Here is a 24,424-nt window from a genome sequence, read left to right as displayed (position 1 = left end):
CTAGCACAGCCTGGCCGCGCATTACCTGCGCGGCGGGTGCCTCGGAAACACCGCGTTCAGATCGCCTCGATCGCCTCGGACAGCCGCTCCACCGCGATCACCTCCATGCCCTTCACGCTGCCGGTCTTGGGCGCGTTGGCCTTGGGCACGATCGCGCGCTTGAACCCATGGGTGGCCGCTTCGCGCAGGCGATCTTCGCCGTTGGGCACCGGGCGGATTTCGCCCGACAGGCCAACCTCGCCAAAGGCAATGGTCTTCTCGGCCAGCGGCCGGTCCTGCAGCGAGGACAGCACCGCCAACAGCACCGGCAGATCTACCGCGGTTTCCTGCACCCGGATGCCCCCCACCACGTTCACGAACACGTCCTGGTCGCCGGTGAGCACGCCGCCGTGACGGTGCAGCACCGCCAGCAGCATCGCCAGCCGGTTCTGCTCCAGCCCCACCGCGACGCGGCGCGGGTTGGACAACGGCGAGGTGTCCACCAGCGCCTGCACCTCCACCAGCAGTGGCCGGGTGCCCTCGCGGGTGACCATCACGCAGCTGCCCGGCTGCTGGGTGCTGCCGCCGGACAGGAAGATCGCCGACGGGTTGGAGACTTCCTTCAGGCCCTTCTCGCCCATCGCGAACACGCCCAGTTCGTTGACCGCCCCGAAGCGGTTCTTGAACGCGCGCAGCAGGCGGAAGCGGCTGCCGCTCTCGCCTTCGAAGTACAGCACCGCATCGACCATGTGCTCGAGCACGCGCGGCCCGGCGATACCACCTTCCTTGGTGACGTGGCCGACCAGGAACACGGCGGTGCCGGTTTCCTTGGCGAAGCGCACCAGCCGCGCGGCGCTCTCGCGGACCTGGCTGACCGAGCCGGGCGCGGCGGTCAGCGATTCGGTCCACAGGGTCTGGATGGAGTCGGCCACGATCAGCTTCGGCCGGGCCACGCTGGCGTGCTGCAGGATCGCTTCCACCTGGGTTTCGGCCAGTGCGTTGACGTTGTCCAGCGGCAGATCCAGCCGCACCGCACGGCCGGCGACCTGCGACAGCGATTCCTCGCCGGTGATGTACAGCACCGGCAGGGTGGCGGCCATCTTCGCCACCGCCTGCAGCAGCAGCGTGGACTTGCCGATGCCCGGGTCACCGCCGACCAGGATCACCGCGCCCTCCACCAGGCCACCACCGAGCACGCGATCGAACTCGCCGATGCAGGTACTCACCCGCAGGTGTTCGGTCTGCTGCACGTCCTTGAGCGCCATGATCTTGGGCGCGTCGACCTTGCCCGCCCAGCCCGAGCGGCGCGACGCCGGCGAGGCCTTGCCGGCGGGGGTCGCGCTTTCCAGAGTGATCTCGGTCAGCACGTTCCAGACCCCGCACTCGCTGCACTGGCCCTGCCACTTGCTGTATTCGGCGCCACATTCACTGCAGACGTACGCGGTGAGTCGCTTGGCCATGTCCACTTCCACTTCATCGGTTGTCGGGCAGGATAGCCGAGCCGCGTCGCAGCAACCGAGACGCCGCCTCACCCCCATCGCTAAAGATCCTCCCGGCGATGCCGATACCACAGCGGGCGACTGCCCCTTCCGTTCTTTTCCAGGCTTTTCCATGACCGGCACCTACAGCCAGAGTCTTGTCGTGTTCTCGCTGCTGGTCGCCATCCTCGCCTCGTACACCGCGCTGGACATGGCCGGTCGGCTGGCCAGCACCCAGGGGCGGGTCGCCCGCTGGTGGCTGGCCGGCGGCGCCGGTGCGATGGGGCTGGGCATCTGGTCGATGCACTTCATCGGCATGCTGGCCTTCCACCTGCCGATCCCGGTGGGCTACGACCTGGGCATCACCCTGTTCTCGCTGGCGGTATCGGTGGGCGCGTCGGCCTACGCGCTGTGGCTGGTCTCGCGCCCGGCACTGCCGTGGACGCGGCTGTGCGCCGGGGCGGTACTGATGGGCCTGGGCATCGCGGCCATGCATTACCTGGGCATGGCCGCACTGCAGATGCAGCCGGGCATCGAGTACGACCCGTTCTGGTTCACGCTGTCGCTGCTGATTGCCGTGGTTGCGGCCGGTGCAGCCCTCTGGATCGCCTTCCGGCTGCGGCTGGAACAGCGCCGTGCACTGCTGCTGCGTGGCATGGCCTCGGTGGTGATGGGGCTGGCCATTGTGGGCATGCACTACACCGGCATGGCGGCGGCGAACTTCCCCGCCGGCAGCATCTGCGGCGCGGTGATCGGCGACGGGCTGGACAGCAAGTGGCTGGCGGTGCTGGTCATCGTGACCACCCTGGCCACGCTCGGCATTGCCCTGCTGGCCTCGGTGTTCGACCGCCAGATGCGCACCCGCACCGGCCTGCTGGCCGATTCACTGGCCCACGCCAACGAGAAGCTGCTGCAGGCTGCCCTGCACGACCCCCTGACCCAGCTGCCCAACCGCATGCTGCTGCAGGACCGGATCGAACAGGCCATCGAGAAGGCGCAGCGGCGGCAGTTCAGCTTTGCGGTGATGTTCTGCGACCTGGACGGCTTCAAGGCCATCAACGATGCCTACGGCCACCAGCTTGGCGACAAGCTGCTGATCCAGATGAGCGAGCGCGTGAGTGCATTGCTGCGCAGCCACGACACCTTCGCGCGGCTGGGCGGGGATGAGTTCGTGATCGTGTTCCAGGTGGACGATCCCGAAGATGCCGCCGTGGTTGCCGAACGCATCATCGCCTGCGTGGCCGAGCCGTTCCTTATCGATGCGCTGGAGTTGCAGGTCACCGCCAGCCTGGGCATCGCGCTGTACCCGGCCGATGCCACCGACGAGCGGGCGCTGATGGCGCATGCCGACGCGGCGATGTACCACACCAAGGATTCGGGCCGGAACGGCTATACGTTCTTCACCGAATCGATGCATGTCAGCGCCAACCGCCAGCTCAAGCTGCTGCAGGAACTGCGCCGCGCCATCCAGCGCGACGAACTGGTGCTGCACTACCAGCCCAAGTTCCCGGCCAATGGCCAGGCCCTGATCGGCGCCGAAGCCCTGGTGCGCTGGCAGCACCCGGAGCTGGGCCTGCTCAGTCCGGACAGCTTCATTCCGGTGGCCGAACGCAGCGGCTTGATCCTGCCGCTGGGCGACTGGGTGCTGGACCGGGCCTGCGCGCAGCTGCGGCAGTGGCACGACGCCGGCCACCCGGACTGGTCGATGGCCGTGAACCTGTCGCCGCTGCAGTTCGCCTCGAGTTCCCTGCTGGAAACGGTGCGGCGCACGCTGGAAAAGCACGCCCTGGATCCGCGCCACCTGACCCTGGAAGTCACCGAAACCACCGCCATGAAGGACGTGGAAGCCAGCCTGCAGATCCTGCACGGCCTGACCGACATGGGCGTGAACATCTCCATCGACGATTTCGGCACGGGCTATTCCAGCCTGCTCTACCTCAAGCGCATGCCAGCCACGGAACTGAAGATCGACCGTGCGTTCGTGCGCGACTTGGAAGACAACGCCGAAGACGCCGCGATCGTGTCCTCGATCATCGCGCTGGGGCGCTCGCTGCAGCTGCAGATCGTCGCCGAAGGCGTGGAGACCGATGGCCAGCGCCAGTACCTGAGCGACCTCGGTTGCGACCTGCTGCAGGGATACCACCTGGGCCGGCCGGTGGCCGCCGACGCGTTCCTGCGCCTGGCACAGGCGGCGTAGGAGACCGCACGCACCGCGTCCGCCGGTAGGGTCGAACCTTTGATCGACTGCCGGTAACGGTGCAACGTGCGGTGGCGACATGACCGTTGAACGGCGCAGGTCCTGCCCTGCGATTGAACGATGCCGGCTCTGCGGTGACCGTGCGTGGCCGCGATGATTGCCATGCGTTCGTCGGGTGTGGACGGGATATCGGCGGTCGTTTGGGAACCGACCCTACCTCGGCGGGTGCCAGATTGCCGGTAGGGTCGAACCTTGGTCGACTGCCGGTAACGGTGCAACGCGCGGTGGCGACATGACTGTTGAACGGCGCGGGCTCTGCCGTGCCATTGAACGATGCCGGCTCTGCCGTTGCCGTGCGCGGCCTCGATGATTGCCATGCGTTCGTCGGGTGTGGACCGGATATCGGCAGTCGTTTGGGAACCGACCCTACCTCGGCGGGTGCCAGATTGCCGGTAGGGTCGAACCTTGGTCGACTGCCGTTAACGGTGCAACGCGCGGTGGCGACATGACTGTTGAACGGCGCGGGCTCTGCCGTGCCATTGAACGACGCCGGCTCTGCCGTTGCGGTGCGCGGCCGCGATGATTGTCATGCGTTCGCCGGGTGTGGACGGGATATCGGCAGTCGCTTGGGAACCGACCCTACCTCGGCGGGTGCCAGATTGCCGGTAGGGTCGAACCTTGGTCGACTGCCGGTAACGGTGCAACGCGCGGTGGCGACATGACTGTTGAACGGCGCGGGCTCTGCCGTGCCATTGAACGACGCCGGCTCTGCCGTTGCGGTGCGCGGCCGCGATGATTGTCATGCGTTCGCCGGGTGTGGACGGGATATCGGCAGTCGTTTGGGAACCGGCCCTGCCTCGGCGGGTGCCAGACGCAGAAAGGCCGCCCGAAGGCGGCCTTTCTCCGTGCAGCAACGTCGCGAGGACGTCAGTGCATCATGTGCACGTTCATGTTGTGCATGACCCACAGCGAGCCGGCGACGATGATGCCGATCACCACCACGGTGAAGGCCGCCGCGCTGACGTTCCAGCGCTGCTCCGACGAGCGGTTCAAGTGCAGGAAGAACACCAGGTGCACCAGGATCTGCAGCACCGCGGCGATCACGATGATCACGCCGGTGGTGAAGGTCGGCAGGTTGCCGTGCATCACCAGCCAGAACGGGATGATCGTCAGGATCGCGGCCAGCGCGAAGCCGACCAGGTACGACTTGACGCTGCCGTGGCTTTCGCCGCCGGCACCATGGTCGTGTGCGTGGTTGTCGTGTGCGGACATTACAGCGCTCCCTTCAGGTAGACGACGGAGAACACGCCGATCCAGATCAGGTCCAGGAAGTGCCAGAACAGGCTCAGGCACGCCATACGGGTCTTGTTGGTCGGGGTCAGGCCGTTCTGCTTGATCTGGATGAACATGATCAGCAGCCACAGCAGACCGGCACTGACGTGCAGGCCGTGGGTGCCCACCAGCGCGAAGAACGCCGACAGGAACGCACTGTGGTCCGGACCGAAGCCCTCATGGATGAGGTGGTTGAACTCCCACACTTCCATGACCATGAAGCCGAAGCCCAACAGCCAGGTCAGGCCCAGCCAGAGGTACATCTGGCCCACCTTGTGCTTGTGCAGGGCAATCATGCCCAAGCCGAAGGTCAGCGAAGAGACCAGCAGCAGCGTGGTTTCCCAGGCAACGAAGGTCAGGTCGAACAGATCCTTCGGGCCCGGGCCACCGTTGGTGCCACCGGACAACACGATGTAGGTGGCAAACAGGCTGGCGAAGATGAGGCAGTCGCTCATCAGGTACACCCAGAAACCGAAGACGGTATTGCCGCCGGTGTCGTGGTGCTCGTGGTCATCATGGCCGTGGGCCGCCGCGTGCGCGGCGTGCCCATGGTTCATGGCGTTGGAGGTAGTGCTGCTCATGCCTTCAGCTCCGCTTTCACCAGGCCCTGCGCCACCAGGTGGCGACGGTGCTCATTTTCGATGCGCTCCACTTCGGCGGCGGGCACGTAGTAATCGGTGTCCTTGTCGAAGGTGCGCCAGATGAAGGTTCCGATCATGCCGACGATGCCGACGATGGCCAGCCACCAGATGTGCCAGATCATCGCAAAGCCCAGGACCAGGCTGAAGGCACCGATCACCACGCCCGTGCCGGTGTTGCGCGGCATGTGGATGTCGGTGTACTTGGCCGGGCGCTCCCACGCTTCACCACGCTGCTTGCGCTCCCAGAACTCGTCCAGTTCGGTGACGCGCGGCAGCGAGCCGAAGTTGTAGAACGACGGCGGCGAAGAGGTTTCCCACTCCAGCGTACGTGCATCCCACGGGTCGCCGGTCAGGTCGGCGGTCTTCTTGCGATCGCGGATCGACACGGCGATCTGGATCACCTGGCACAGGATGCCGGCGCCGATGATGAACGCACCGAACATCGCAATCACCAGCAGCGGCTGGTATTCCGGGTTCGGGTAGCTCTGCATGCGGCGGGTCATGCCCATGAAGCCCAGGATGTACAGCGGCATGAAGGCCACGTAGAAGCCGATGAACCAGCACCAGAACGCGCGCTTGCCCCAGGTTTCATTGAGGCGGAAGCCGAACATCTTCGGCCACCAGTAGGTGATGCCGGCAAACATGCCGAACACCACGCCGCCGATGATGACGTTGTGGAAGTGGGCGATCAGGAACAGGCTGTTGTGCAGCACGAAATCGATGGCCGGAATCGCCAGCATCACGCCGGTCATGCCGCCGATGGTGAAGGTGACCATGAAGCCGATGGTCCACAGCACGGGCGTGGTGAACTGCACGCGACCGCGGAACATGGTGAACAGCCAGTTGAAGATCTTCACGCCGGTGGGAATGGAGATGATCATCGTCGTTATGCCGAAGAAGGCATTGACGTTGGCACCCGAGCCCATGGTGAAGAAGTGGTGCAGCCACACGATGAACGACAGGACGCCGATGCAGGCGGTGGCGTAGACCATGCCCTTGTAGCCGAACAGCGCCTTGCGCGAGAACGTGGCGATGACCTCGGAGAACACGCCGAAGGCCGGCAGCACCAGGATATAGACTTCCGGGTGACCCCAGATCCAGATCAGATTGATGTACAGCATGGCGTTGCCGCCACCGTCGTTGGTGAAGAAGTGCGTGCCCAGGTAACGGTCCAGGGTCAACAGCACCAGGGTGACGGTCAGCACCGGGAAGGCGGCGATGATCAGTACGTTGGTGACCAGCGCGGTCCAGGTGAACACCGGCATGTGCATCAGCTTCATGCCCGGGGTACGCATCTTCAAAATGGTGATGAAGAAGTTGATGCCGCTCAGCGTGGTACCCAGGCCTGCTACCTGCAGGCCCCAGATGTAGTAGTCGACACCTACCCCTGGACTGTATTCCTTGCCCGACAACGGCGGGAAGGCCAGCCAACCGGTCTGCGCGAACTCACCGACGCCCAGCGAGATCATCACCAGGCCCGCGCCCGCCACGAACAGCCAGAAGCTGAGCGAGTTGACGAACGGGAAGGCCACGTCGCGCGCGCCGATCTGCAGCGGCACCACGACGTTCATCAGGCCGGTGATCAGCGGCATCGCCACGAAGAAGATCATGATCACGCCGTGGGCGGTGAAGATCTGGTCGTAGTGATGCGGGGGCAGGATGCCTTCGTTACCGCCGGCGGCCATGGCCTGCTGGACACGCATCATGATCGCGTCGGCGAAGCCGCGCAGCAGCATGACGAAGGCGATGACCAGGTACATCACGCCGATCTTCTTGTGGTCCACCGAGGTGAACCACTCTTTCCAGAGATAGCCCCACAGCTTGAACTTGGTGATCAGGGCCAGCACCAGCAGGCCACCGATACCAGCACCGATCAACGTGGTGATGATGATCGGATCGTGCGGGATGTCGGCAAATGTCAGTTTACCCAACAGATTCATGCTTATTCTCCCGAGCCTGCGTGGCCGGTGTGACCGGCGGCGGCATGCTCGTCTGCAGTGTGTTCGGCGTGCTCGGCGTCAGCACCCGCGGCATGCGCCGCGTGCGTGTCGTCGGCGTGCACGTCCGCCGGGGCAGGACCTGCAGCGGCAGGCATGTCGTGGCCGGCGTGGCTTTCGCCTGCGGCGCCGTCATGGCCCATCGCGTTGTGGTCGTGCTTCATGCCGTAGTGCTGGTTGTCGCCCATGTGCTTGGCGATGACCCAGTCGAACAGGCCGGCTTCGGCGGTACCGAAGTACGTCACCGGGTGCCAGTCGTGGTTCTTTTCGGCCACCAGCGCATTGAACGCGGTCTTGTCCAGGGTCGCCGTGTCGGCGCGGACCTTGGCCAGCCACTGCTGGTACTGCGCATCCGTCACCGAATGGGCGCTGAAATGCATCTTGCTGAAGCCCGCGCCGCTGTAGTGCGAGGACATGCCCGGGAACTCACCGGTCTCGTTGGCGATCAGGTGGAGTTTGGTCTCCATGGCCGTCATCGAGTAGATCATGCTGCCCAGGTGCGGGATGAAGAAGGCATTCATCACCGAATCGGACGTGATCTTGAAGTTCAGCGGGGTATCGACCGGGAACGTGATCTCGTTGACCGTGGCGATCTTCTCTTCCGGATAGATGAACAGCCACTTCCAGTCGAGCGAGATGGCTTCGATCACCACCGGCTTCTTGTCCGACTCCAGCGGACGGTACGGGTCCAGCGCGTGCGAGGAACGCCAGGTCAGCACGGCCAGCACCAGCACGATCATGCACGGGATCGACCACACCACCACTTCGATCGCGGTGGAGTGCGACCACTTCGGCTCATAACGGGCCTTGGTGTTGGTCGCGCGGTACTTCCAGGCGAAGGTCAGGGTCATGATGATGACCGGCACGACGACCAGCAGCATCAGCACGGTAGCCGTGATCAGCAGCGTCTTCTCATCGTGGCCGATCTGGCCCTTGGGGTTGAGGATGGCCGAGTTGCAGCCCGTCAGGAACACGGACAACGCGAACAGCAGGCCCGGACGCAAATAGCGTCCAAGGGGTTTCAACGGAATCATCGGTCGATCCAATTGCGTAGGGAATGCCAGCTCAAGCGCGCCCCGTCCCGGCCAAAGGCCGGTTGTGCCGGTCCAGGGGGACAGGCACAGGGGACGATCATGTCAGCCCTCTAATTTTAGGCCGTCATGCATCATTTAAGAAAGGCATTGACAATGATCCAGCGCAGGAAAGCCCCGTTTTGGCTGCGACACGTTGTCGCAGTGCGGGCAATACGCCCGATTCAGCACGCCAACACGTTCATGTATAGACATGAATGCCCTGCCCGTCACCCGAGCAGCCACGACAGCAGCAGCGTGCACAGGCAGACATAGCCGAGCAGCGCCAGGCTCACCGCCAGGGTGGTGCGCATGATCGCCGATTCCTGGCCCACCAGCTTCACCGCCGCGGCCGCGATGGCGATCGACTGTGGCGACACCAGCTTGGCCATTACCCCGCCGGCGGTGTTGGCGGCCACCAGCAGCGCCGGGCTGACCCCGATCTGCGCAGCAGTGACCGCCTGCAGGTGGGCGAACAGGGTGTTGCTGTTGACCACCGAGCCGGTGATGAACACGCCGGTCCAGCCGATCACCGGCGCCAGCGCCGGGAACACCCCGCCGGCCTGGGCCAGCGCCAGCCCGATCGCGGACGAGGCCCCCGAGTAATTGGTGATGTAGGCCACGGCCATCACCAGCGCCACGGTGGCCAGCGGCTTCCACATCTCCCGGCCGGACTGGGCCAGCTCCTCGCCGGCCGCGCGCAGGCCCAGCTTCGGCGACAGCACCACCGTAAGCAGCGCGGCGATCAGGATCGCGGTGCCCGAGGCGTTGAGCCAGCCCACGGTCCAGACCGCCGACAGCGTGTGCGCGGCGGCCACCAGCGGCGGCAATTCCTGCACGCGCTGGTGGAGCAGGCTGACCGGCAGGTGCAGCACCGTGGACCCGAGCGCGCCATCGGCGGCGAACAACGCCTTGAACGCCGGCAGGCTCCAGACCAGGATGGTGGCGGTAAGAATGTAGAACGGCGACCAGGCCAGCAGCACCTGCCGCAGCGTCCAGCGCTGGCTGGACACCGGCGGCGCCTGCGCCTCGCGGTAGATCCGGCGCGGGCGCCAAACCTGCATGAAGGCTGCCAGGCTGCCCATCGCGGCCAGCGGCCCGATGATATCCACCAGTTCGGGCCCCAGCAGGTACAGCACAAGCGTCTGGCTGCCACTGAACACGCCGCCGACCACCAGCAGCACCGGCCAGGTCTCGCGCACCCCGCGCCAGCCGTCCAGCAGCAGCACCAGCACCGCCGGCAGCAGCAGCGCGCAGAGCTGAACCAGCGGAATCAGCATCTGCGACATCTCGCCCAGCCCCACCCCACCCTGCTGCGCACCCACCAGCACCGGAATGCCGATCGCGCCGTAGGCACCGGCCGCGCCGTTGGCGACCAGGCACAGCATGGCCGCCTTCAACGGGCGGAAGCCGAGTTCAACCAGCAGCGCGGCGCAGATCGCGATCGGCACGCCGAAACCGGCGGCGCCTTCGAGGAAGCCGCCAAAACAGAACGCGATCAGCAGCACCTGGATGCGCTGGTCCTCGGAAATGGTCGCGATGCTGCCGCGGATCACCTCGAACTTGCCGCTGCGGATGGCCAGTTTGTACAGCCAGACCGCCATCAGCACGATGAAGCTGATCGGGAATACGCCGTTGGCAATGCCGAGCAACGCCGCCCCCAGCAGGGTGTCCAGCGGCATGCCGAACACCAGCGACGACACCAGTGCCGAGACCAGCACCGCCAGCAGCGCGGCGGTGAGGCCCTTGAGGCGAAGCACGGTGAGCGCCAGCAGGAACACCAGCACCGGCAACACGGCCAACAGCGCCGAGAGATTCGCATTGCCGAGCGGATCGTAGTTCTGATGCCACATGGTCAGCCCCTGCGGTGGGAAAAGACGGGGAACAGCGGTACGCGTGGATCAGGGCAGCGGCACCGCATTGGGACACGGCCGGCCAGCGGCGAAATCCCCCAGGTTGCGCAGGGTGATCTCGGAAATTTCCTGCAGCGCCTCCACGGTGAAGAAGCCCTGGTGCCCGGTGACCAGCACATTGGGGAAGGTCATCAGGCGCTGGAAGGCGTCGTCATCGATGATCTCCCCGGAGCGGTCCTGGAAGAACAGCGCGCTTTCCTGCTCGTACACGTCGATGGCCAGGTACCCCAGGTGCCGCGCCTTGAGCGCACCAATCACCGCGTGGGTATCGACCAGCCCGCCACGCGAGGTGTTGACCAGCATCGCGCCGGGCTTCATCCGCGCCAGCGAGGTGGCGTTGATCAGGTGGTGGGTGTCCGGGGTCAGCGGGCAATGCAGTGACACGATGTCCGCGCGCGCCAGCAGCTCGTCAAGCGCGACGAAGGTACCGATCGCATCGAACGCGGACGACGGGTACGGATCGTGGCCGAGCACGGTGCAGCCCATGCCCTTGAAGATGCGCGCCGTGGCCAGGCCGATCTTGCCGGTCCCCACGATGCCCACCGTCTTGCCGTAGAGCGTGCGCCCGAGCAGCCCGTCGAGCATGAAGTTGCCTTCGCGTACCCGGTTGTAGGCGCGGTGGGTGTGCCGGTTGAGCGTCATGACCAGCGCCAATGCGTGCTCGGCCACCGCCTCGGGCGAATACGCCGGCACCCGCGCCACGAAGAAGCCCAGCTGCCCGGCCATGGCGAGGTCCACGTTGTTGAAGCCGGCGCAGCGCAGCAGGAGCGCGCGCACGCCCAGGGCGTGGAGGGCCTGCAGCACCGGCGCGTCCAGACGGTCGTTGACGAAGACGCAGACCGCCTCGCAGTCCTGCGCCAGCGCCGCGGTATGCACGTCGAGGGTGGCGTCGAAGTAAAGGAACTCCACCGGGCGGGCCGCATCGGCACGCTGGGTGGCCTCCTCGAGGAAGCGGCGGTCGTAGGGCCGGGCGCTGAAGACGGCAGTTCGCATGACGGGCTCTCCGGGAATTCCAGCCCCACCATACCGCTCCTCGATGACACACGGAAACACGCGCCAGATACCGGCCCCCACCATGGACCCGGCTGCCCACCTGCCCTAGTATTCGCCCCTTGGGAAACGCCATGGGTAAACGTACTTGGGCAGTTTTGAGCGCTTCAACGGCCGCCGCAGCGGTCAGGGCAACGACGTCGTCATCCTCTCCCACGGCTTCGGCACCGACCAGACCGCGTGGACGGCATTGCGGCCCTGGTTCGACCAACGGTTCGACGTGATCTCGTTTGATCTCGCCGGCTGCGGTCCCAACGGCGCGGACACCTACGATTTCGACCGGCATGGCGCGATGTTCGGCTATGCCGACGATCTGCTCGATATCGTCGACGAGCTCGACCTGCACCGATTTACGTATGTCGGGCACTCGATGAGCGGCATGATCGGGGCGGCCGCCGCGGTTGCACGCCCGGAGCTGTTCGAACGCGTCGTGACCATCGGCGCTTCGCCGCGCTACCTCGACGATGACGGCTACACCGGCGGCTTCAAGCCGCAGGACCTGGACAACCTGTTCGAGAGCATGCAGGCCAATTACCAGGCTTGGGTGGCCGGGTTCGCGCCCATGGTGGTGGGCGTCGAGGACAACCGCGTGCTCGCGGACTTCTCGCGCACGCTGTTCCAGATGCAGCCGGACATCGCGCTCAACACCTCGCGCACCATTTTCACCTCGGACATGCGCACGCTGGCGCCGCAGTTGTCCATGCCGGTGCACGTGATCCAGACCGCGGTGGACATGGCGGTTCCGGTCGAGGTGGCCCAGTGGCTGGCCGATACCATCGACGGGGCAACGCTGGATATCATCGATGCGTCGGGGCACCTGCCGCATATGACCGCCGCCGACGAGGTGACCCGAATCCTGGAACGGCGATTGATGGGGGCGGCGGCTTGAACGCGCCCAGCAGCGAGGCACTCGCGGCGCTGTGCAGCTTCGCCCGGCTCACCACCCACGCAGACCTGGCCCTGGCCGTTGAACTGGATGCGCAGGGCCGTTCGACGTGGTCGACCGGATCGCCCGCGTTGCCACTGTCCGGCTTCAACCTGGCGCGCAGCGGCATTCTCGAGCGCGCCTGGCAGGGCCAACCCGTGGACGCGGCCGGCTTCCGCCTGCCGACGGCCATCCTGCATGCCCTGCAGGGTGCCCCCACCCACCTGCTGTATGTGCCGGCCCCGTCGGCCGACAGCCCGCACAGCGGCCTGTTGCTGCTCTGGAAACACCAGGCGCCTGCCGAGGGGATCACGGCCCAGCTGCCATTGCTGTCCAGCAGCGTGGCCGGACTTCTCTCCGCGCGACGCGAGGCCACCCGCCAGCTCATTGCACACAATCAGTTCATCGATCTGGTGGAAAGCGTGCCGGCCGGCATCGTGCTGATCGACGGCGATGGCGTGGGCGCGGTGATCAACGAACGTGCTGCGGCACTACTGGGCTGTGCCGCAGGCAACCTCCGCGCCGCCGACCTGGCCGGCCCGATGCGGGCGCTGCGCCTGCGCAGCGACAATCACGCCGAGCTGGAGCAGGCGTATGCCGCGCAGATGGGCAACGTCAACTTCGCCGCCACGTTGAACTGGACGTTCGGCGAACGCACCTTCGAGGTGGACACCCACCCGGTGCGCGGCAACGGCGAGCATGGCCGCATCTGGCTGTTCACCGACGTCACCGCCGACCTGTTGATGGCCGCCGAACTGCGCCGCCTGGCGTCGTCGGACCCGTTGACCGGCGTTCCCAATCGACGTCATTTTGAGGAACGTTCCGCGCAGATCATCGCCGCCCGCGAAGCCAGCGGACATTCGGTGGCGGTGCTCATGGTCGACGTGGATCATTTCAAGGCGATCAACGACACGCACGGCCACCCGGTGGGCGATGAAGTGCTCAAGATCGTGGCCCGGCGCTGCCGCGACGCGCTGCGCGACCGCGACCTGTTCGCGCGGTTCGGCGGTGAGGAGTTCATTGCACTGCTGTCGGCGCCTGTGATCGATGAAGTACCCGCCGCCGCCGAGCGCCTGCGCAATGCGATTGCCGCCGAGCCGATCACCGTGGGCGGCACCCGCATTGCGGTGTCGGTGAGCGTGGGCGGTGCGGTGGGCGAAGCGCTGCCGGGCTGCGATGCGACGCTGCTGGAGGACCTGGTGGCGCGTGCGGATGAGGCGTTGTACCAGGCGAAGACGGCCGGGCGTAACCGGGTGAGCATGGCGGCGTAGGCTGATCGGTCTCGACCATCACCGGCACGGGTCGCGCAGGCCTCAGTTCTGGAGCGGATCGATCTCGACCTTTCCGTCATCCCCCACCCACACCCTGCACAACCGGCCATCGCCTTCGTACTCGCAGGACCAGGCGGTGTCCGAACGCGCGTCGCTGATGAACGTCATGCCCGTTTCCTGGCGGCATCGGCATTGCCATACGCCTGTAGCGTTCGTCACCAAACCTCAGGAGCGAGGCAAAACAGCGCGCCGCCATCGGCGCTTGGATAGAGGGCTATTGAAGATCGCCCCCTTGTCACCGCAGTGCCTCGATGGTCTGAACATACAGGACGTCGTCGGAGCATCCACCGCCTTCAATGCGCCTGTCTCTGATGTCGTACCACAGTAGATTCAAAGACCGCGGCCGAGAATCCATGGTCCCGGTGAGTACCACGGCCTTTCCATCCCACGCACCAGATCTGCGCAGGACGTTCTTGGGTAGAGCGAGATCAACGCACTCGCCCGACTGCGTCTGGAGTGAGCCCAATCCATGCCCACCGACGTACACCGTCATGACCCCGCGGAGTGTTGTTTCGCCCTGAACAGCGGGGAGGTGGGTTCTGCACGATGTGGCACATATCACCAGTGCAGCTACAGCCAACAGCTTTCTGACGCCCATGAGATGCTCTCCGTTTCGACGCACCGTCAATCTCGCTTCAATCGTGAGCCCGGTTGTTCAGGCCATTCAGCGCGTGACCTTAAAGTCTGGCGCCTCGTCAGTTCTTAAGGGAGGTCGCAGATCCCGCATTCGCCGATCTGCGATTTACAGCGCCCACCCAAAGGCTCCACTGCACCGGCGAGCACTGCCGACGGTGCACTGTCGGCAAGCTCTCCACGTCGTGACACTTACTGCGCAATATTCACTGTCTCCTGCCGGAACGGAACAGAGTTGGCCGAACAACCCGTCGCGTTGCAGGCCCTTACGACATGCGAAGAGGCACAGTAGTAACTGCCGGACCGCGTCAGGTCGTTCAACGGACCCGAATATTGGATCTGGCTCGTGGGCACCGATACCAACTCGTAGCGTGTCGTACCCTGCGATACCGTCCAACGCACTGAACAACTGAACTGCAGCGTCGCCCCCACCTTTCGCTGCGTCTTCACGGAATAGGTGATCGATGGCGTTGCCGGGATAGGCTCAGGCGCAATATTGAGCCCCACCACGTTGGAGTAGTCGCTACATCCAGCCAGATTGCATGCCTGGATGCGTATTCCATACGAACCCGTGTCAGGGCGATTGATCACGTGCCACAGCGTGTCAGCGATGGCCACCTGCCCCCACGCTCCTCCATTGGCGGAGAGCTCCACCCGATAAGAGTGCGATCCGCCGCCGTCGCCTGCGTTCCAGCTGATCACATAGCCGTTCTCACCGTTGTAGGTTGGGCCACTGAGCTGGGGCGGCGATGGACGTCGCAGCACATTGATTGACACGACCGACGAATAGGGCCCAATCCCGGATACGTTTGCTGCCCGCACCCGGTAGCTGTACTGCCCGATAGCCCTTCCTGAGTAGGTCCGGACGACACCGCCACTTTCAGGTGCCGGGGTCCAGGCACCCCCATTGACGCTCTCCTCAAGCAGATAGCTGCCAGCTGTCGCCACGCTCGTCCAACTGACGGTGTAGCTGCCATCGGGCGAGAACGAAGGAACGCTGATCGTGGCAGCCCCGGAAGGCGGGTACAGCACCACCACCACCACCGCAGCACTTACGTTGCCACAGCCCCCCGCGCTACATGCCGATGCCCGGTAACTGTAGGTGCCCGCCATCTTTCCGCTGACAGCGAGCAACGCCGCCGCTCCTGCGTGCACCTGTTGCCAACCTGCGCCGTTGGCACTTTCTTCAAGCACGTAGCGGTTGGCACCTGCCACCGCAGCCCATTGAACCACGTAGGCGCCATTGGGGCTTCGCGGAGGAGCACTGAGCACCGGCACGCCGCTTGGTGGAAACGCCACCAGCACCGTGACAACAGGACTGGCGGTACCGCAGGCTCCCCCTGCACATCCAGCCACCCGATAGGCATAGCTACCGGCTGATTTCCCTGCCAGTGCGTGCGAGGCGGCCGATGTAGTGGCGATAGTGGACCAACCACCGCCGTTGACGTTCTCCTCCAGGCGGTAATCCGTCGCGCCATTGGCCTGCGTCCAACTGACCGTAAAACGACCGTCGGTGGAAAGCGCGGGCACACTGGCCGTTGGTACGCCGGAGGGCGGAAGCTGAACGCGCACGCTTGCCTCGGCACTCCATTCGCCGCAAGCGCCGCTTTTGCATGAGCGGACCCGATAGGCATAGATGCCGGAGCCATGTCCCGTGGCATTCCAGGACGTCGCGGCACCGGAGTAGACCGCGCTCCAAGCGCCGCCCCCCACTCGCATCTGGAGTTCATAAGTACTTGCTGATGCAACGCTGGTCCATGCGACGGCGTAGGCGCCACCAGGACTGAAGGACGGCAGCGTCAATACAGGGCTGGACATCACTTCTCCTGTCTCGACCTGGGCAACCAGGCTGCCGTTGAGGTAGACGTACTCGTCCCCCTTCCCCGCCGCATCCTGCTGCCGCCTCAGCACTCCGTCAAAGCCATAGAAGGAAAGACGTGAAGCACCGCCGGGACGAATATTGGCCACGCGACGGCCATGCCCGTCATAGCGGTAGGACTCCACGCCCGCTACCTGCCGCAGGCGATTGCCATGGTCGAAGGCAAACTGCATTCCGTTCTTGCTCTTCAGATTGCCCTTTGCGTCATAGGACAGCCCAATAGTGGTTGCCCCCGCGTCATCCCGGATGTTGGTGAGGCGATTGCTGACGTCATACAGATAGTTGAACTGACGTTTGCCTCCGAGATGCGAGGACCGAAGGTTGTCGATGGCATCGTAGGAAAACCTGGCGATACCATCGCCACCGAAGGAGGGAGAGACCGCCCGTACCAGTCGGTCAAGGCCGTCGTACTGCATCGTCCGGGTTCGGGTCGCATCGTGTCCGTCCTGTATAGCCATGACGTTGCCGGCGCTGTCGTAGGTGTAACCATTGTCCAGCACTGCCCCGTCCTGCACGCGCGCGGGAAGCTGGCGCGCGTTCTGTTGCATGGTGTGCTGAATACCGTTTCCGTACGCGAAGCCCTTCATCCCACCATTGGGGTGATAGCTGACCGCTTGCGCATAGGTCCCCGCACGTGTTGCCTGGCCCAGTGCGTTTGGTGCGTAGTCCACGAACAGGCCGCTGGGGTAGCGCACACCAGACAATGTGGCGTTGCTGTCGTATGCATAGCCCACCGACCAGTTGTGTGCCCCCAGCTCGCCGCCCGATTCCCCTGTCAGCAGCCCGCGACGGTTGTAGGCATAGACATTTATCACGTCGGGTGAACCCGCAGCCTTGGTCACGATCTGGTCCGGCTTCCCAGCGCTCGTGTAACGCCAGAGCTGGTCGCCATTCCCGTCAGGGAAGACCAGCGTTCTCAACCTGTTGCGTGAGTCATATGTGCGGGTGACCCGGACGGCGGCCGTACCCGCCCCGTCACCGCTGGCACTGCACGCGCTATTGGCTGCCAGGCCGGCTGCCGACCATGTGACATTGCCAGCGCCGTCATAGCCGGTCAGGGTTGCCCCGGTTTCTGGTTCGATCTGGCGACACAGCCGGCCCTGGGCATCGTAGGCGTAGCTGCGGGTCAGCTGGGTGGTACCGTCCGCGCTGCCTCTTGAAATCGTCAGCGGGCGAGCGAAGACGTCGCGGGCAATCCGGGTGACGACGCCCTCCGGCTCGGATACCACCAGGGCAGATTCGTACGCGGGTTCGTCGAATGCCTGGAAGCGAGTAAGCACCGATCGGCCATCGGCGCGTGTGACCTTGGAGTAGGCCCCCTCACCATCAGACGCATAGACCGTGGTGGTGGTCAGCAGGCCCAACTCACTGTTCTGCGATACGCCCGTCACCCGACCCAGAGCGTCGTAACGCGTCCAGACACCCACATCGGAATTGCTCGACGTGGAGGGATACGACGCAAACAGCTTGCGACCCTCGTGGTCATACTCGATGCCGCTGAACCGCTCCGTCGCTGCAACGTTATTGGCGTCAAACTCGCGAACCAGAAGGGGACGCCACATCGCGTCGAGATAGCTGATCTTGCGCGCAGCCCCTGTCTCTACCGTGTGCCGCCAGTGCCCGGCGGGCAGTCCGTACTCCGCACCTGCAACCCGTTCGAAGGTCTGCACGACAGGATTCCACGCCACCGAGTCACCTGCCGCATAGGCGGTGCGCACAATCCTGCCCATGACATCGTACTGATAGCTCGTGGCGTAGCCACCTTCGTCGACCGCCTGGGTGATCCAACCGTTGTCATCCACAACAGCGGACACGGATGCCCCATCTGCAAACGTGACGCGCTGCGGCACGCCGAGCTTCCAGGCACCGAGGGCGGTCAGGTTTCCATTACCGTCACGCACCGAGCTGACCGTACCGTCCGGTCCATAGCCAATCGTCTGCGCGACACGCCCGAACTCCTTTTGAACTTCCGGCGCAGCCTGGGCGTTGTACTGCGTTTCATAGGCCAGCACACCATTCACAGACAGGCTTTTAGCCTGACCCATCACCCATTTCCCTACATTGTCATGGTACTGCGTCGACTCGCTGCGCGCCGCAGCCCCAGGCACGCTACTTTGCTTGCGAACAATGACCGGGCGCGCCAACGAGTCGAACTGTTGGACGCTGAGGGCGAAGTTGACGCCGTCCTGGGTAATGGTCTTGGACACCAGCGGCCGGTGCAGCTCCGAGGGAAATCCTGCTTGCCGGTACCGGGGACTGACGCCCCATCGCGCGGGATAGACCCCGTCGGCCAGGCTGAAGTCGTAGCGCAGCTGCTCACTGCGCAACGTTTCCCCGTTGCTGCCCTTGTGAACGGTGCCCAGCAACTTTCCTTCGTTGTAGCGATAGGAGTTTCCATAGCGATACTGAACGGAGGAGCCGTCCGGAGCCGTGATGGTTGTACCCTTCGCTCCCGCACAATCGTCGGACGTGCAGAGCGGCGCGGTGCAGTCGAGCACCTCGGGCGGGCAGATCGGAAACTTGCTGTCAGTGCTCAGATATTTGTAGCTGCTCCCCGTGGAGTACTCATAGGTCCACAGCATCGGCGCAATGCCCACACCGCTCAGCTCTTTGCGAAGCAGGGAAAGGCCGTGGTGGGCCGGAGGAATCCACGCAATGTCGTCACTGCGGTCGTTGAATGGCCGCGTCACGTTCTTGCAGTACAGCGGAACATTGCTGCGTCCATGCAGCACGATGCCCACCGTGAACTGTGCGAGAAGCCCGGAAGGGTGCACCATGCTTCCCGAGAACTGGCTGGGCTCCATCAACGTTCCCTGGCGCGTGCAGTTGCGCGTGACCTGATCGCCCGGCTCTACCACTGCGTACGCGATGTGCGCCCTCCCCAGTCCGCGCAGATCGATCTGCCATTGCGTCTGGTCCGGCAGACGAACGCTGCTCAGGGAGCGCTTTCCGCTGTCACTGACGTAGCCGTAGTTCCAGACCCGTCCGTTAGCTTCGACCTGGCTGATGTTTCCCGACGTGTCATACCGCACCGCAATCCACCGACCATCGCTGCTCTCGATGCGGGTCAGCTTGACGGCTTGGTTCCACGTATTTGCATATGTGTAGGCGACCCAGTTCCCGTATTTGTCCTCTACGCGCGTTGGGTAGATGGAATTCCTGCTACGCGGAATGCGGCGCTCGACGGTGTGGGAGATATTGGACACCGACTCTGCTGTCTGCGACACGAGCGAAGGCTCGACGTCCTGTGCCATCCAGTCGAACCGATACCGGTTCCCGTTCGGCGCCACCGCCAGAAAGCCCTCGCCACTGCCATTGGCCAGCGAAGGCAGGCAGGAAATGCGGATATTGTCGCCGGCGGTCCAGTAGTAGGTGGCCGCATCGCCCGGAACAGGCACGTTCCCGGCGATGTAGAGCAACTCCCCGCCGCCTTCGGGAATCTGCAGGTTGACGCCATCCCAGTACTCATCCGGCCTGACGTATTCGGTGCCCACCCGGATCGGGAGGGGCCGTGCGTCAGAGACGTTCGGCACTGAGCAGCGCCGGTTGGGCTCTTCCAGAAGCGAAACTTCCCAGTTCGGTGCAAAGTCGGCCGACAACGAAGGCAGCTGCACCTCCCAGTCCGCCATCGCGAAGCTGCGGTAGAACACACCTGGGATGGGGTTGTTTCTCACCCGGAAGGACCGCTCGAACCTGACGGGCAAGTCGTTGTTCCCCGGGAGATCCACATCCGTCATCTTGAAGGATATGCCACCCATATACGTGTCAACCTCTTCCCCGAACGCAGCACTCCCTACCTGTGTCGGCTGCGTGGCACGCCCTACCCGGCTTCCGTACTCCTCCCAGACCCTCCGCTCCTGTGCGTGCAGGCCGTAGGATGAAGCCAGCGTTCCCAGTACAAGTGCGCCCACGACAAACTTCAAGTTGAATCCGTTCAACGTCAACTACTCCCGTAGGTTCAACTTCCCAGTTTGAATGAAGGTGTCATTTCCACTACCCATCATGCGGTTCCCGCACCGGCAACAGCGGAACGTAACCCATCAGAGCCTACTGTGCTACTACCATCCAAATTTTTCCGAAGACATCGGGGCAGCCTCGATCAGCGAGGCCATTGGACACTTTCCTATAAGTTGGAATGAAGCCAACTTATCAAGCCAACGCGCCCCATCCGCGCGGACAACAACCATCCGCAACTAGCAGCAGAGACGCCGAGCAAGCAATCTGTCCGTCAGCGGCCCCTCACCGAACTCACTCTTGCACGCCTCCATTCGGGCGTCGTGTCTTGGATTACTGGGAGAGCTTGCATTGATATTGTTGGCTGATGTCCATCCTTGGGACTGAGCCCCACCATTACTTTCAATAAGGCGCTGCTCGCATCCAGCGATTGCATCAGGATTTGAAGAGCTCTTGTCCACCCTGGCAGGAGCGTACCCATCTGCAGTTTTGGCTTGATGATCTGGCTGAGCTGTAGGCTTTGCCACCTGCTGCTCAGGTGTCCCTGAGGGCGGATGACATAGTCCGGACGGTCCGTAAGTGGCGACAGACCGCGGACAAAGATAGATAAAACAAGCAACCAACTTAACCAGAGAAACAACCTATCCAGAACCAAAGCAAGCGTGAAGTTTCGCTACCAGATCATCGCCTTGTACAACGACACTGAACTCGGGCGAACAGGCAACCAAATAGCAGTCAACCAGTATTACTCCCCTTGGAGCATCGAGAGATAGAACAACAGAATCCTCAGTCTGCGCTGAAAGCGGAAGCAGCCCCGCCACGCGCACCCCTCGGACCGGCGCACCTCCAAGGAAATCCTTTTCATGAAAAGAGATTACACCGTCAACGGGACCAATATTGTTACTAATGCAGTCCATTATTCTGCGGGCACTCTCTAGATCAACAGATGCCGCGACAAGCCCTGGAGCGTCGTGCAGGTTGGAGGGCCATTCAACATTAGCGACTCCAGGGATATTGCAGAAATCCGCCAGGTTGAGACTAGTACCCATGCACTCATTGACCGACCTGACCAAACGAGGAGCATACCTGTCCCGCTTCTCTACGTTTTCCCGCTGAAGTATGGCATTCAGCCTTACCGCCTTAGCTCTGCGAGTCCTTTCCTCCGACATGGCTACTCTCCTCTCCGCTTATAGTCCACTCGAATTTTTCCCTCATTTTGAATTCTTGGCCGTCCTGCGCTGTCCATCTGCCCGTTAGCTTTCACTGTACCCACCTCAATCTGTGGCATCCCCGCATGCTCTCCCCTGATGTCTCGAGATACTTGTACCGACTTCGTCTCAACCTCCCCACCAGGCTTCGCGACTTCGTAGCTTTGTTGACGGCCAACTTGTGTACCGTCACGCGCCCGTCCATTTGTTTGACTCACAGGTTGCTGGCTCGTTGGAATTTTTCCCTGTCGCTTGGCCTCTCTGGTCGACGCACGCTGGCTAAGTCTTTCCGCCGATCCAACGGCACCCTTCAGGGGAGAGAGAATTCGTCCACCGGGCACGGCATCTGCAATGGCATCTCCCACAGATCCACTTTGAATTTGTTCGCCTTGGGCGGGAGCATTGGCAGGGTCCGAGTGCGTTAATGCCATTACGAAAAAGATGACCACGGGAACGGGACAGACAGGGCAACGTCCATCCGGATCCGTGAAGCGGTAAGGATTGTTGTACGCGTACGCGTACCGATTGAAGTGTCTCCAATCGCCACCATCTGCCGTCACCGGATCCACCGAGAGGAACGTTCCCAGTTGCGGATCCATGTACCGCTGCTGCATGTAGCTCAGCCCGGTGGCCGAGTCGCTCACATGCCCTGTGTACCCCGGCCCATCCGTGACCTGATCACCTACAACGGCACCGTAGGGTTCGTATTCATAGCGCTTGGTCACGTTGCCGTTGGCATCACTCTCAGCCACAACTGAGCCCAAGGCATCGGTATGGATGTAGGTGACCGTTTGCGCGCTTGCGGTCGGGACCGCAGCCAGACCCAGCGACAGCACAAAGCATAGCCAAGCGCCTACCGCACCCAGCTTCCGAACTCGATCTTCAACTCCCCTGGAGCGGGTCGACACACTGCCTGCAGCTCCCCCGAACCTGCGCATCCTTCCGATCCCTGAAAGAGCCTTGAAGCAAGGCTTGGTATTGATAGCACAGGAACGATCGGCCAGGAATCCAACGGTGCCATTGAGGCCAATCACGCCATCCTGACGGGAGCAGCGCTCTTGGCGCTATGCGCCAGCGAAGCCGGATCGGGTCGTGGTGGCGATGTCAGTCCGGGGTGCGTCGAACGGACCTGAGGTGGCCGGCCATCGGCCGGCACCACCCGCAAGCGATACCAAACATGAAGCCCCGACCAAGGCCGGCGCTTTCTGCTGTATCTGGTGCCGGAAATAGGGACCGAACCTACGACCACTACCCTTATGGCGAGGAGATCAAAACGTTATGGTGTGTATCAAAGAAGACTCGCGCGCAGTCTTGCGAGAATACGAAATACTCAAAAAAGTGCATTTCGCTGAGCAAAGTTGCAACTTCCGAACCATGCTCAATTCTCAACACCGGCCACGGCGGTGGCTCATCATCGGTGATGGCAAGAAATACGGGATCTTCCATGTCAGCCAGAAACACCGCAATCTGCTCCCTCCAACCATGGCCTGATGTGCTGTAGCGAACGAAACGGGACGTCTCCAAAGACTCCCACCAATAGTGCCTGGTTGAATCAATCCCATGTATCTCGACCAGCCTTCGAAGCAGCACATCCGCATCAGACGCTACTGAAACACTGCCATACCCAAGAGAGCAAATTTGTTTAGATGCCGCCACAGCACCACTATCTTTCGTGCTCATTGGTCTTTCCTATCCGGCCTTGATGGAGGGCGTTCTCCGGAATATGGGATATTTCCCGGCTGTGCACCACCGCCGCCTCTCTTTCCCGCAGACTGCCAACTTATATGCTGGGTGTCATGGTGAGGCCCCGGACTGGCATGTGGTCCATCGTATCCAATCTTCGCCCCACCCTCCCCGTTGAATTCCACAACTGTACCGGTCTTCTCATCAACCTTTGAGAAGGTAACCTTGCTGGGATCATTCATCCCAGCGCTCTCAAACGCACCACGTCTCGCGGAGTCGAAGCTGTCTCCCGCTTTTTCTGCCGTACGTGCACCTTCAACAGCCTTCTCAATTCCTCTCGCTGCCTTGATCGCCGTTCCAGCTCCGCCGGGAACGAATGGCAGGGCCGCCGCAGTTGCATCTATCGCTACCCCAATAGAATGGACGATGCTGGCACCTACATTGCCTTGACTGAAGTTCGAATAGGCGCTGGCCGCACCCATCGCGATGTTGGCAACAGTCCATACGGCCTCGACGATGCGACCGTCAGGGTCTTTGAGCCTGTAAGGATTCCCGTTCGCGTACAGGTATCGATTGAACTTCCCCAAAAGCTGCTCATACGCCGTGACCGGATCCACCGACAGGAACACGCCCAAGTGCGGATCCATGTACCGCTACTACATGTAGCAGCTCACGGCCGCGGTCAATGAGATATCCGAGGCCACGCACGGGCAAGTTGCACTGACACCGTATGCAGCTGGGTTGAGTTAGTCCTTGCCATTTCATTATCTTCAGACATGCGCCATTCATCATTATATGAATAAACAGGCTCAGCTCCAGATAACGATGCTACCGTCGGGCCCGTTCAGCTGCATGGCTTCCGGCCCGGAGTATCCGTCGTCTGTCAAGTCGACGGTGAGAAAATTATCGCCCGAAAACATCATGGTCATTTTGACGTCATCGACCAGGCAATCGACCAACTTCAATCGGAGCGACGCATGCGTCAGTGCGCCCACCCGCTCGCCGCAGGAGAGCGTGTATCCGTTATAAATATGAAGCGACCATCCATCATCAGTTCCAACCTGGAGCTGCTCATCCTCGACGGTCAACGTTACATACTTGCCCTTGAGATGTTGAAAAGCGTCTGATCGATGCTCGTTCATGTGACGTATCTC

Annotated in this window: 16 protein-coding genes; 3 read left to right on the top strand and 13 right to left on the bottom strand. The window is 63.0% G+C overall.

Translation table 11 applies throughout. The features are described 5' to 3' along the window. Positions 1–56: 56 nt before the first annotated feature. Positions 57–1,439 carry a DNA repair protein RadA gene (gene radA / locus ACZ0AE_RS05815; protein WP_038692408.1) on the bottom strand — a complete coding sequence of 461 codons (1,383 nt, stop codon included), beginning with the start codon at positions 1,437–1,439 and terminating at the stop codon, positions 57–59. Between the two features lie 151 nt (positions 1,440–1,590). Here radA and ACZ0AE_RS05810 point away from each other — a divergent pair, with 151 nt between their 5' ends. After that, positions 1,591–3,654 (top strand): putative bifunctional diguanylate cyclase/phosphodiesterase, encoded by a 2,064-nt coding sequence (locus tag ACZ0AE_RS05810; RefSeq protein WP_463600608.1) that lies wholly within the window; start codon positions 1,591–1,593, stop codon positions 3,652–3,654. 927 nt (positions 3,655–4,581) lie between these two features. Here ACZ0AE_RS05810 and cyoD read toward each other — a convergent pair. The 6 genes from cyoD to ACZ0AE_RS05780 all read right to left on the bottom strand — a co-directional run bounded on the left by cyoD (position 4,582) and on the right by ACZ0AE_RS05780 (position 11,600). Further along, positions 4,582–4,926: a cytochrome o ubiquinol oxidase subunit IV gene (cyoD, locus tag ACZ0AE_RS05805; RefSeq protein ID WP_038689648.1), complete on the bottom strand. Its 345-nt coding sequence runs from the start codon at positions 4,924–4,926 to the stop codon at positions 4,582–4,584. Next, positions 4,926–5,567, bottom strand: coding sequence for a cytochrome o ubiquinol oxidase subunit III (cyoC, locus tag ACZ0AE_RS05800; RefSeq protein WP_038689650.1), 642 nt, complete (start codon positions 5,565–5,567; stop codon positions 4,926–4,928). Before cyoC ends, cyoD begins: the two co-directional genes overlap by 1 nt. Next, positions 5,564–7,561: a cytochrome o ubiquinol oxidase subunit I gene (gene cyoB / locus ACZ0AE_RS05795; RefSeq protein WP_038692409.1), complete on the bottom strand. Its 1,998-nt coding sequence runs from the start codon at positions 7,559–7,561 to the stop codon at positions 5,564–5,566. The genes cyoC and cyoB overlap by 4 nt, the downstream gene beginning before the upstream one ends. A gap of 8 nt (positions 7,562–7,569) precedes the next feature. Continuing rightward, complete coding sequence (cyoA, locus tag ACZ0AE_RS05790) at positions 7,570–8,658, bottom strand: ubiquinol oxidase subunit II (protein ID WP_137188923.1); 1,089 nt, start codon at positions 8,656–8,658, stop codon at positions 7,570–7,572. A gap of 266 nt (positions 8,659–8,924) precedes the next feature. Then, on the bottom strand, positions 8,925–10,547 hold the full coding sequence (locus ACZ0AE_RS05785) for a lactate permease LctP family transporter (RefSeq protein ID WP_463600607.1): 1,623 nt from the start codon (positions 10,545–10,547) through the stop codon (positions 8,925–8,927). Positions 10,548–10,595: 48 nt separating this feature from the next. After that, the gene (locus ACZ0AE_RS05780) at positions 10,596–11,600 is read right to left on the bottom strand and encodes a 2-hydroxyacid dehydrogenase (RefSeq protein ID WP_463600606.1); all 1,005 of its coding nucleotides are present in this window, start codon (positions 11,598–11,600) and stop codon (positions 10,596–10,598) included. A gap of 145 nt (positions 11,601–11,745) precedes the next feature. Here ACZ0AE_RS05780 and ACZ0AE_RS05775 point away from each other — a divergent pair, with 145 nt between their 5' ends. Together ACZ0AE_RS05775 and ACZ0AE_RS05770 are read left to right on the top strand one after the other, a co-directional pair. Then, positions 11,746–12,546: an alpha/beta fold hydrolase gene (locus ACZ0AE_RS05775; protein ID WP_447592557.1), complete on the top strand. Its 801-nt coding sequence runs from the start codon at positions 11,746–11,748 to the stop codon at positions 12,544–12,546. Then, the gene (locus tag ACZ0AE_RS05770; protein ID WP_463600605.1) at positions 12,543–13,853 is read left to right on the top strand and encodes a GGDEF domain-containing protein; all 1,311 of its coding nucleotides are present in this window, start codon (positions 12,543–12,545) and stop codon (positions 13,851–13,853) included. Before ACZ0AE_RS05775 ends, ACZ0AE_RS05770 begins: the two co-directional genes overlap by 4 nt. A gap of 42 nt (positions 13,854–13,895) precedes the next feature. Here ACZ0AE_RS05770 and ACZ0AE_RS05765 read toward each other — a convergent pair whose 3' ends face one another. The 6 genes from ACZ0AE_RS05765 to ACZ0AE_RS05740 all read right to left on the bottom strand — a co-directional run bounded on the left by ACZ0AE_RS05765 (position 13,896) and on the right by ACZ0AE_RS05740 (position 24,412). Beyond that, positions 13,896–14,021, bottom strand: a complete 126-nt coding sequence (locus ACZ0AE_RS05765) for a hypothetical protein (protein WP_463600604.1) — start codon at positions 14,019–14,021, stop codon at positions 13,896–13,898. 717 nt (positions 14,022–14,738) lie between these two features. Beyond that, the gene (locus ACZ0AE_RS05760) at positions 14,739–20,348 is read right to left on the bottom strand and encodes an RHS repeat protein (protein ID WP_463600603.1); all 5,610 of its coding nucleotides are present in this window, start codon (positions 20,346–20,348) and stop codon (positions 14,739–14,741) included. Positions 20,349–21,550: 1,202 nt separating this feature from the next. Continuing rightward, a complete protein-coding gene (locus tag ACZ0AE_RS05755) occupies positions 21,551–22,525 on the bottom strand; it encodes an RHS repeat-associated core domain-containing protein (RefSeq protein WP_463602065.1) in 975 nt (324 codons plus the stop codon). A 316-nt stretch (positions 22,526–22,841) separates the two neighbouring features. Next, positions 22,842–23,267 (bottom strand): hypothetical protein, encoded by a 426-nt coding sequence (locus ACZ0AE_RS05750; RefSeq protein ID WP_463600602.1) that lies wholly within the window; start codon positions 23,265–23,267, stop codon positions 22,842–22,844. After that, positions 23,264–23,917: a polymorphic toxin type 47 domain-containing protein gene (locus tag ACZ0AE_RS05745; RefSeq protein WP_463600601.1), complete on the bottom strand. Its 654-nt coding sequence runs from the start codon at positions 23,915–23,917 to the stop codon at positions 23,264–23,266. Before ACZ0AE_RS05745 ends, ACZ0AE_RS05750 begins: the two co-directional genes overlap by 4 nt. A gap of 162 nt (positions 23,918–24,079) precedes the next feature. Further along, positions 24,080–24,412 carry a hypothetical protein gene (locus ACZ0AE_RS05740; RefSeq protein ID WP_463600600.1) on the bottom strand — a complete coding sequence of 111 codons (333 nt, stop codon included), beginning with the start codon at positions 24,410–24,412 and terminating at the stop codon, positions 24,080–24,082. Positions 24,413–24,424: the final 12 nt, after the last annotated feature.

This window comes from Stenotrophomonas sp. AC248 (assembly GCF_979258185.1).
The sequence above is the reverse complement of the archived record's forward strand: the minus strand, read 5'-3'. Positions and strand labels throughout refer to the sequence as shown.

Bases quoted from the DNA above. Each gene is read 5' to 3' on its own strand.
- ACZ0AE_RS05785 (WP_463600607.1), bottom strand. From the start codon at position 10,547: ATGTGGCATCAGAACTACGATCCGCTCGGCAATGCGAATCTCTCGGCG.
- cyoA (WP_137188923.1), bottom strand. From the start codon at position 8,658: ATGATTCCGTTGAAACCCCTTGGACGCTATTTGCGTCCGGGCCTGCTG.
- ACZ0AE_RS05740 (WP_463600600.1), bottom strand. From the start codon at position 24,412: ATGAACGAGCATCGATCAGACGCTTTTCAACATCTCAAGGGCAAGTAT.
- ACZ0AE_RS05750 (WP_463600602.1), bottom strand. From the start codon at position 23,267: ATGAGCACGAAAGATAGTGGTGCTGTGGCGGCATCTAAACAAATTTGC.
- ACZ0AE_RS05755 (WP_463602065.1), bottom strand. From the start codon at position 22,525: ATGCGCAGGTTCGGGGGAGCTGCAGGCAGTGTGTCGACCCGCTCCAGG.
- ACZ0AE_RS05810 (WP_463600608.1), top strand. From the start codon at position 1,591: ATGACCGGCACCTACAGCCAGAGTCTTGTCGTGTTCTCGCTGCTGGTC.
- ACZ0AE_RS05765 (WP_463600604.1), bottom strand. From the start codon at position 14,021: ATGACGTTCATCAGCGACGCGCGTTCGGACACCGCCTGGTCCTGCGAG.
- ACZ0AE_RS05745 (WP_463600601.1), bottom strand. From the start codon at position 23,917: ATGGATCCGCACTTGGGCGTGTTCCTGTCGGTGGATCCGGTCACGGCG.
- ACZ0AE_RS05780 (WP_463600606.1), bottom strand. From the start codon at position 11,600: ATGCGAACTGCCGTCTTCAGCGCCCGGCCCTACGACCGCCGCTTCCTC.
- cyoC (WP_038689650.1), bottom strand. From the start codon at position 5,567: ATGAGCAGCACTACCTCCAACGCCATGAACCATGGGCACGCCGCGCAC.
- radA (WP_038692408.1), bottom strand. From the start codon at position 1,439: ATGGCCAAGCGACTCACCGCGTACGTCTGCAGTGAATGTGGCGCCGAA.
- cyoD (WP_038689648.1), bottom strand. From the start codon at position 4,926: ATGTCCGCACACGACAACCACGCACACGACCATGGTGCCGGCGGCGAA.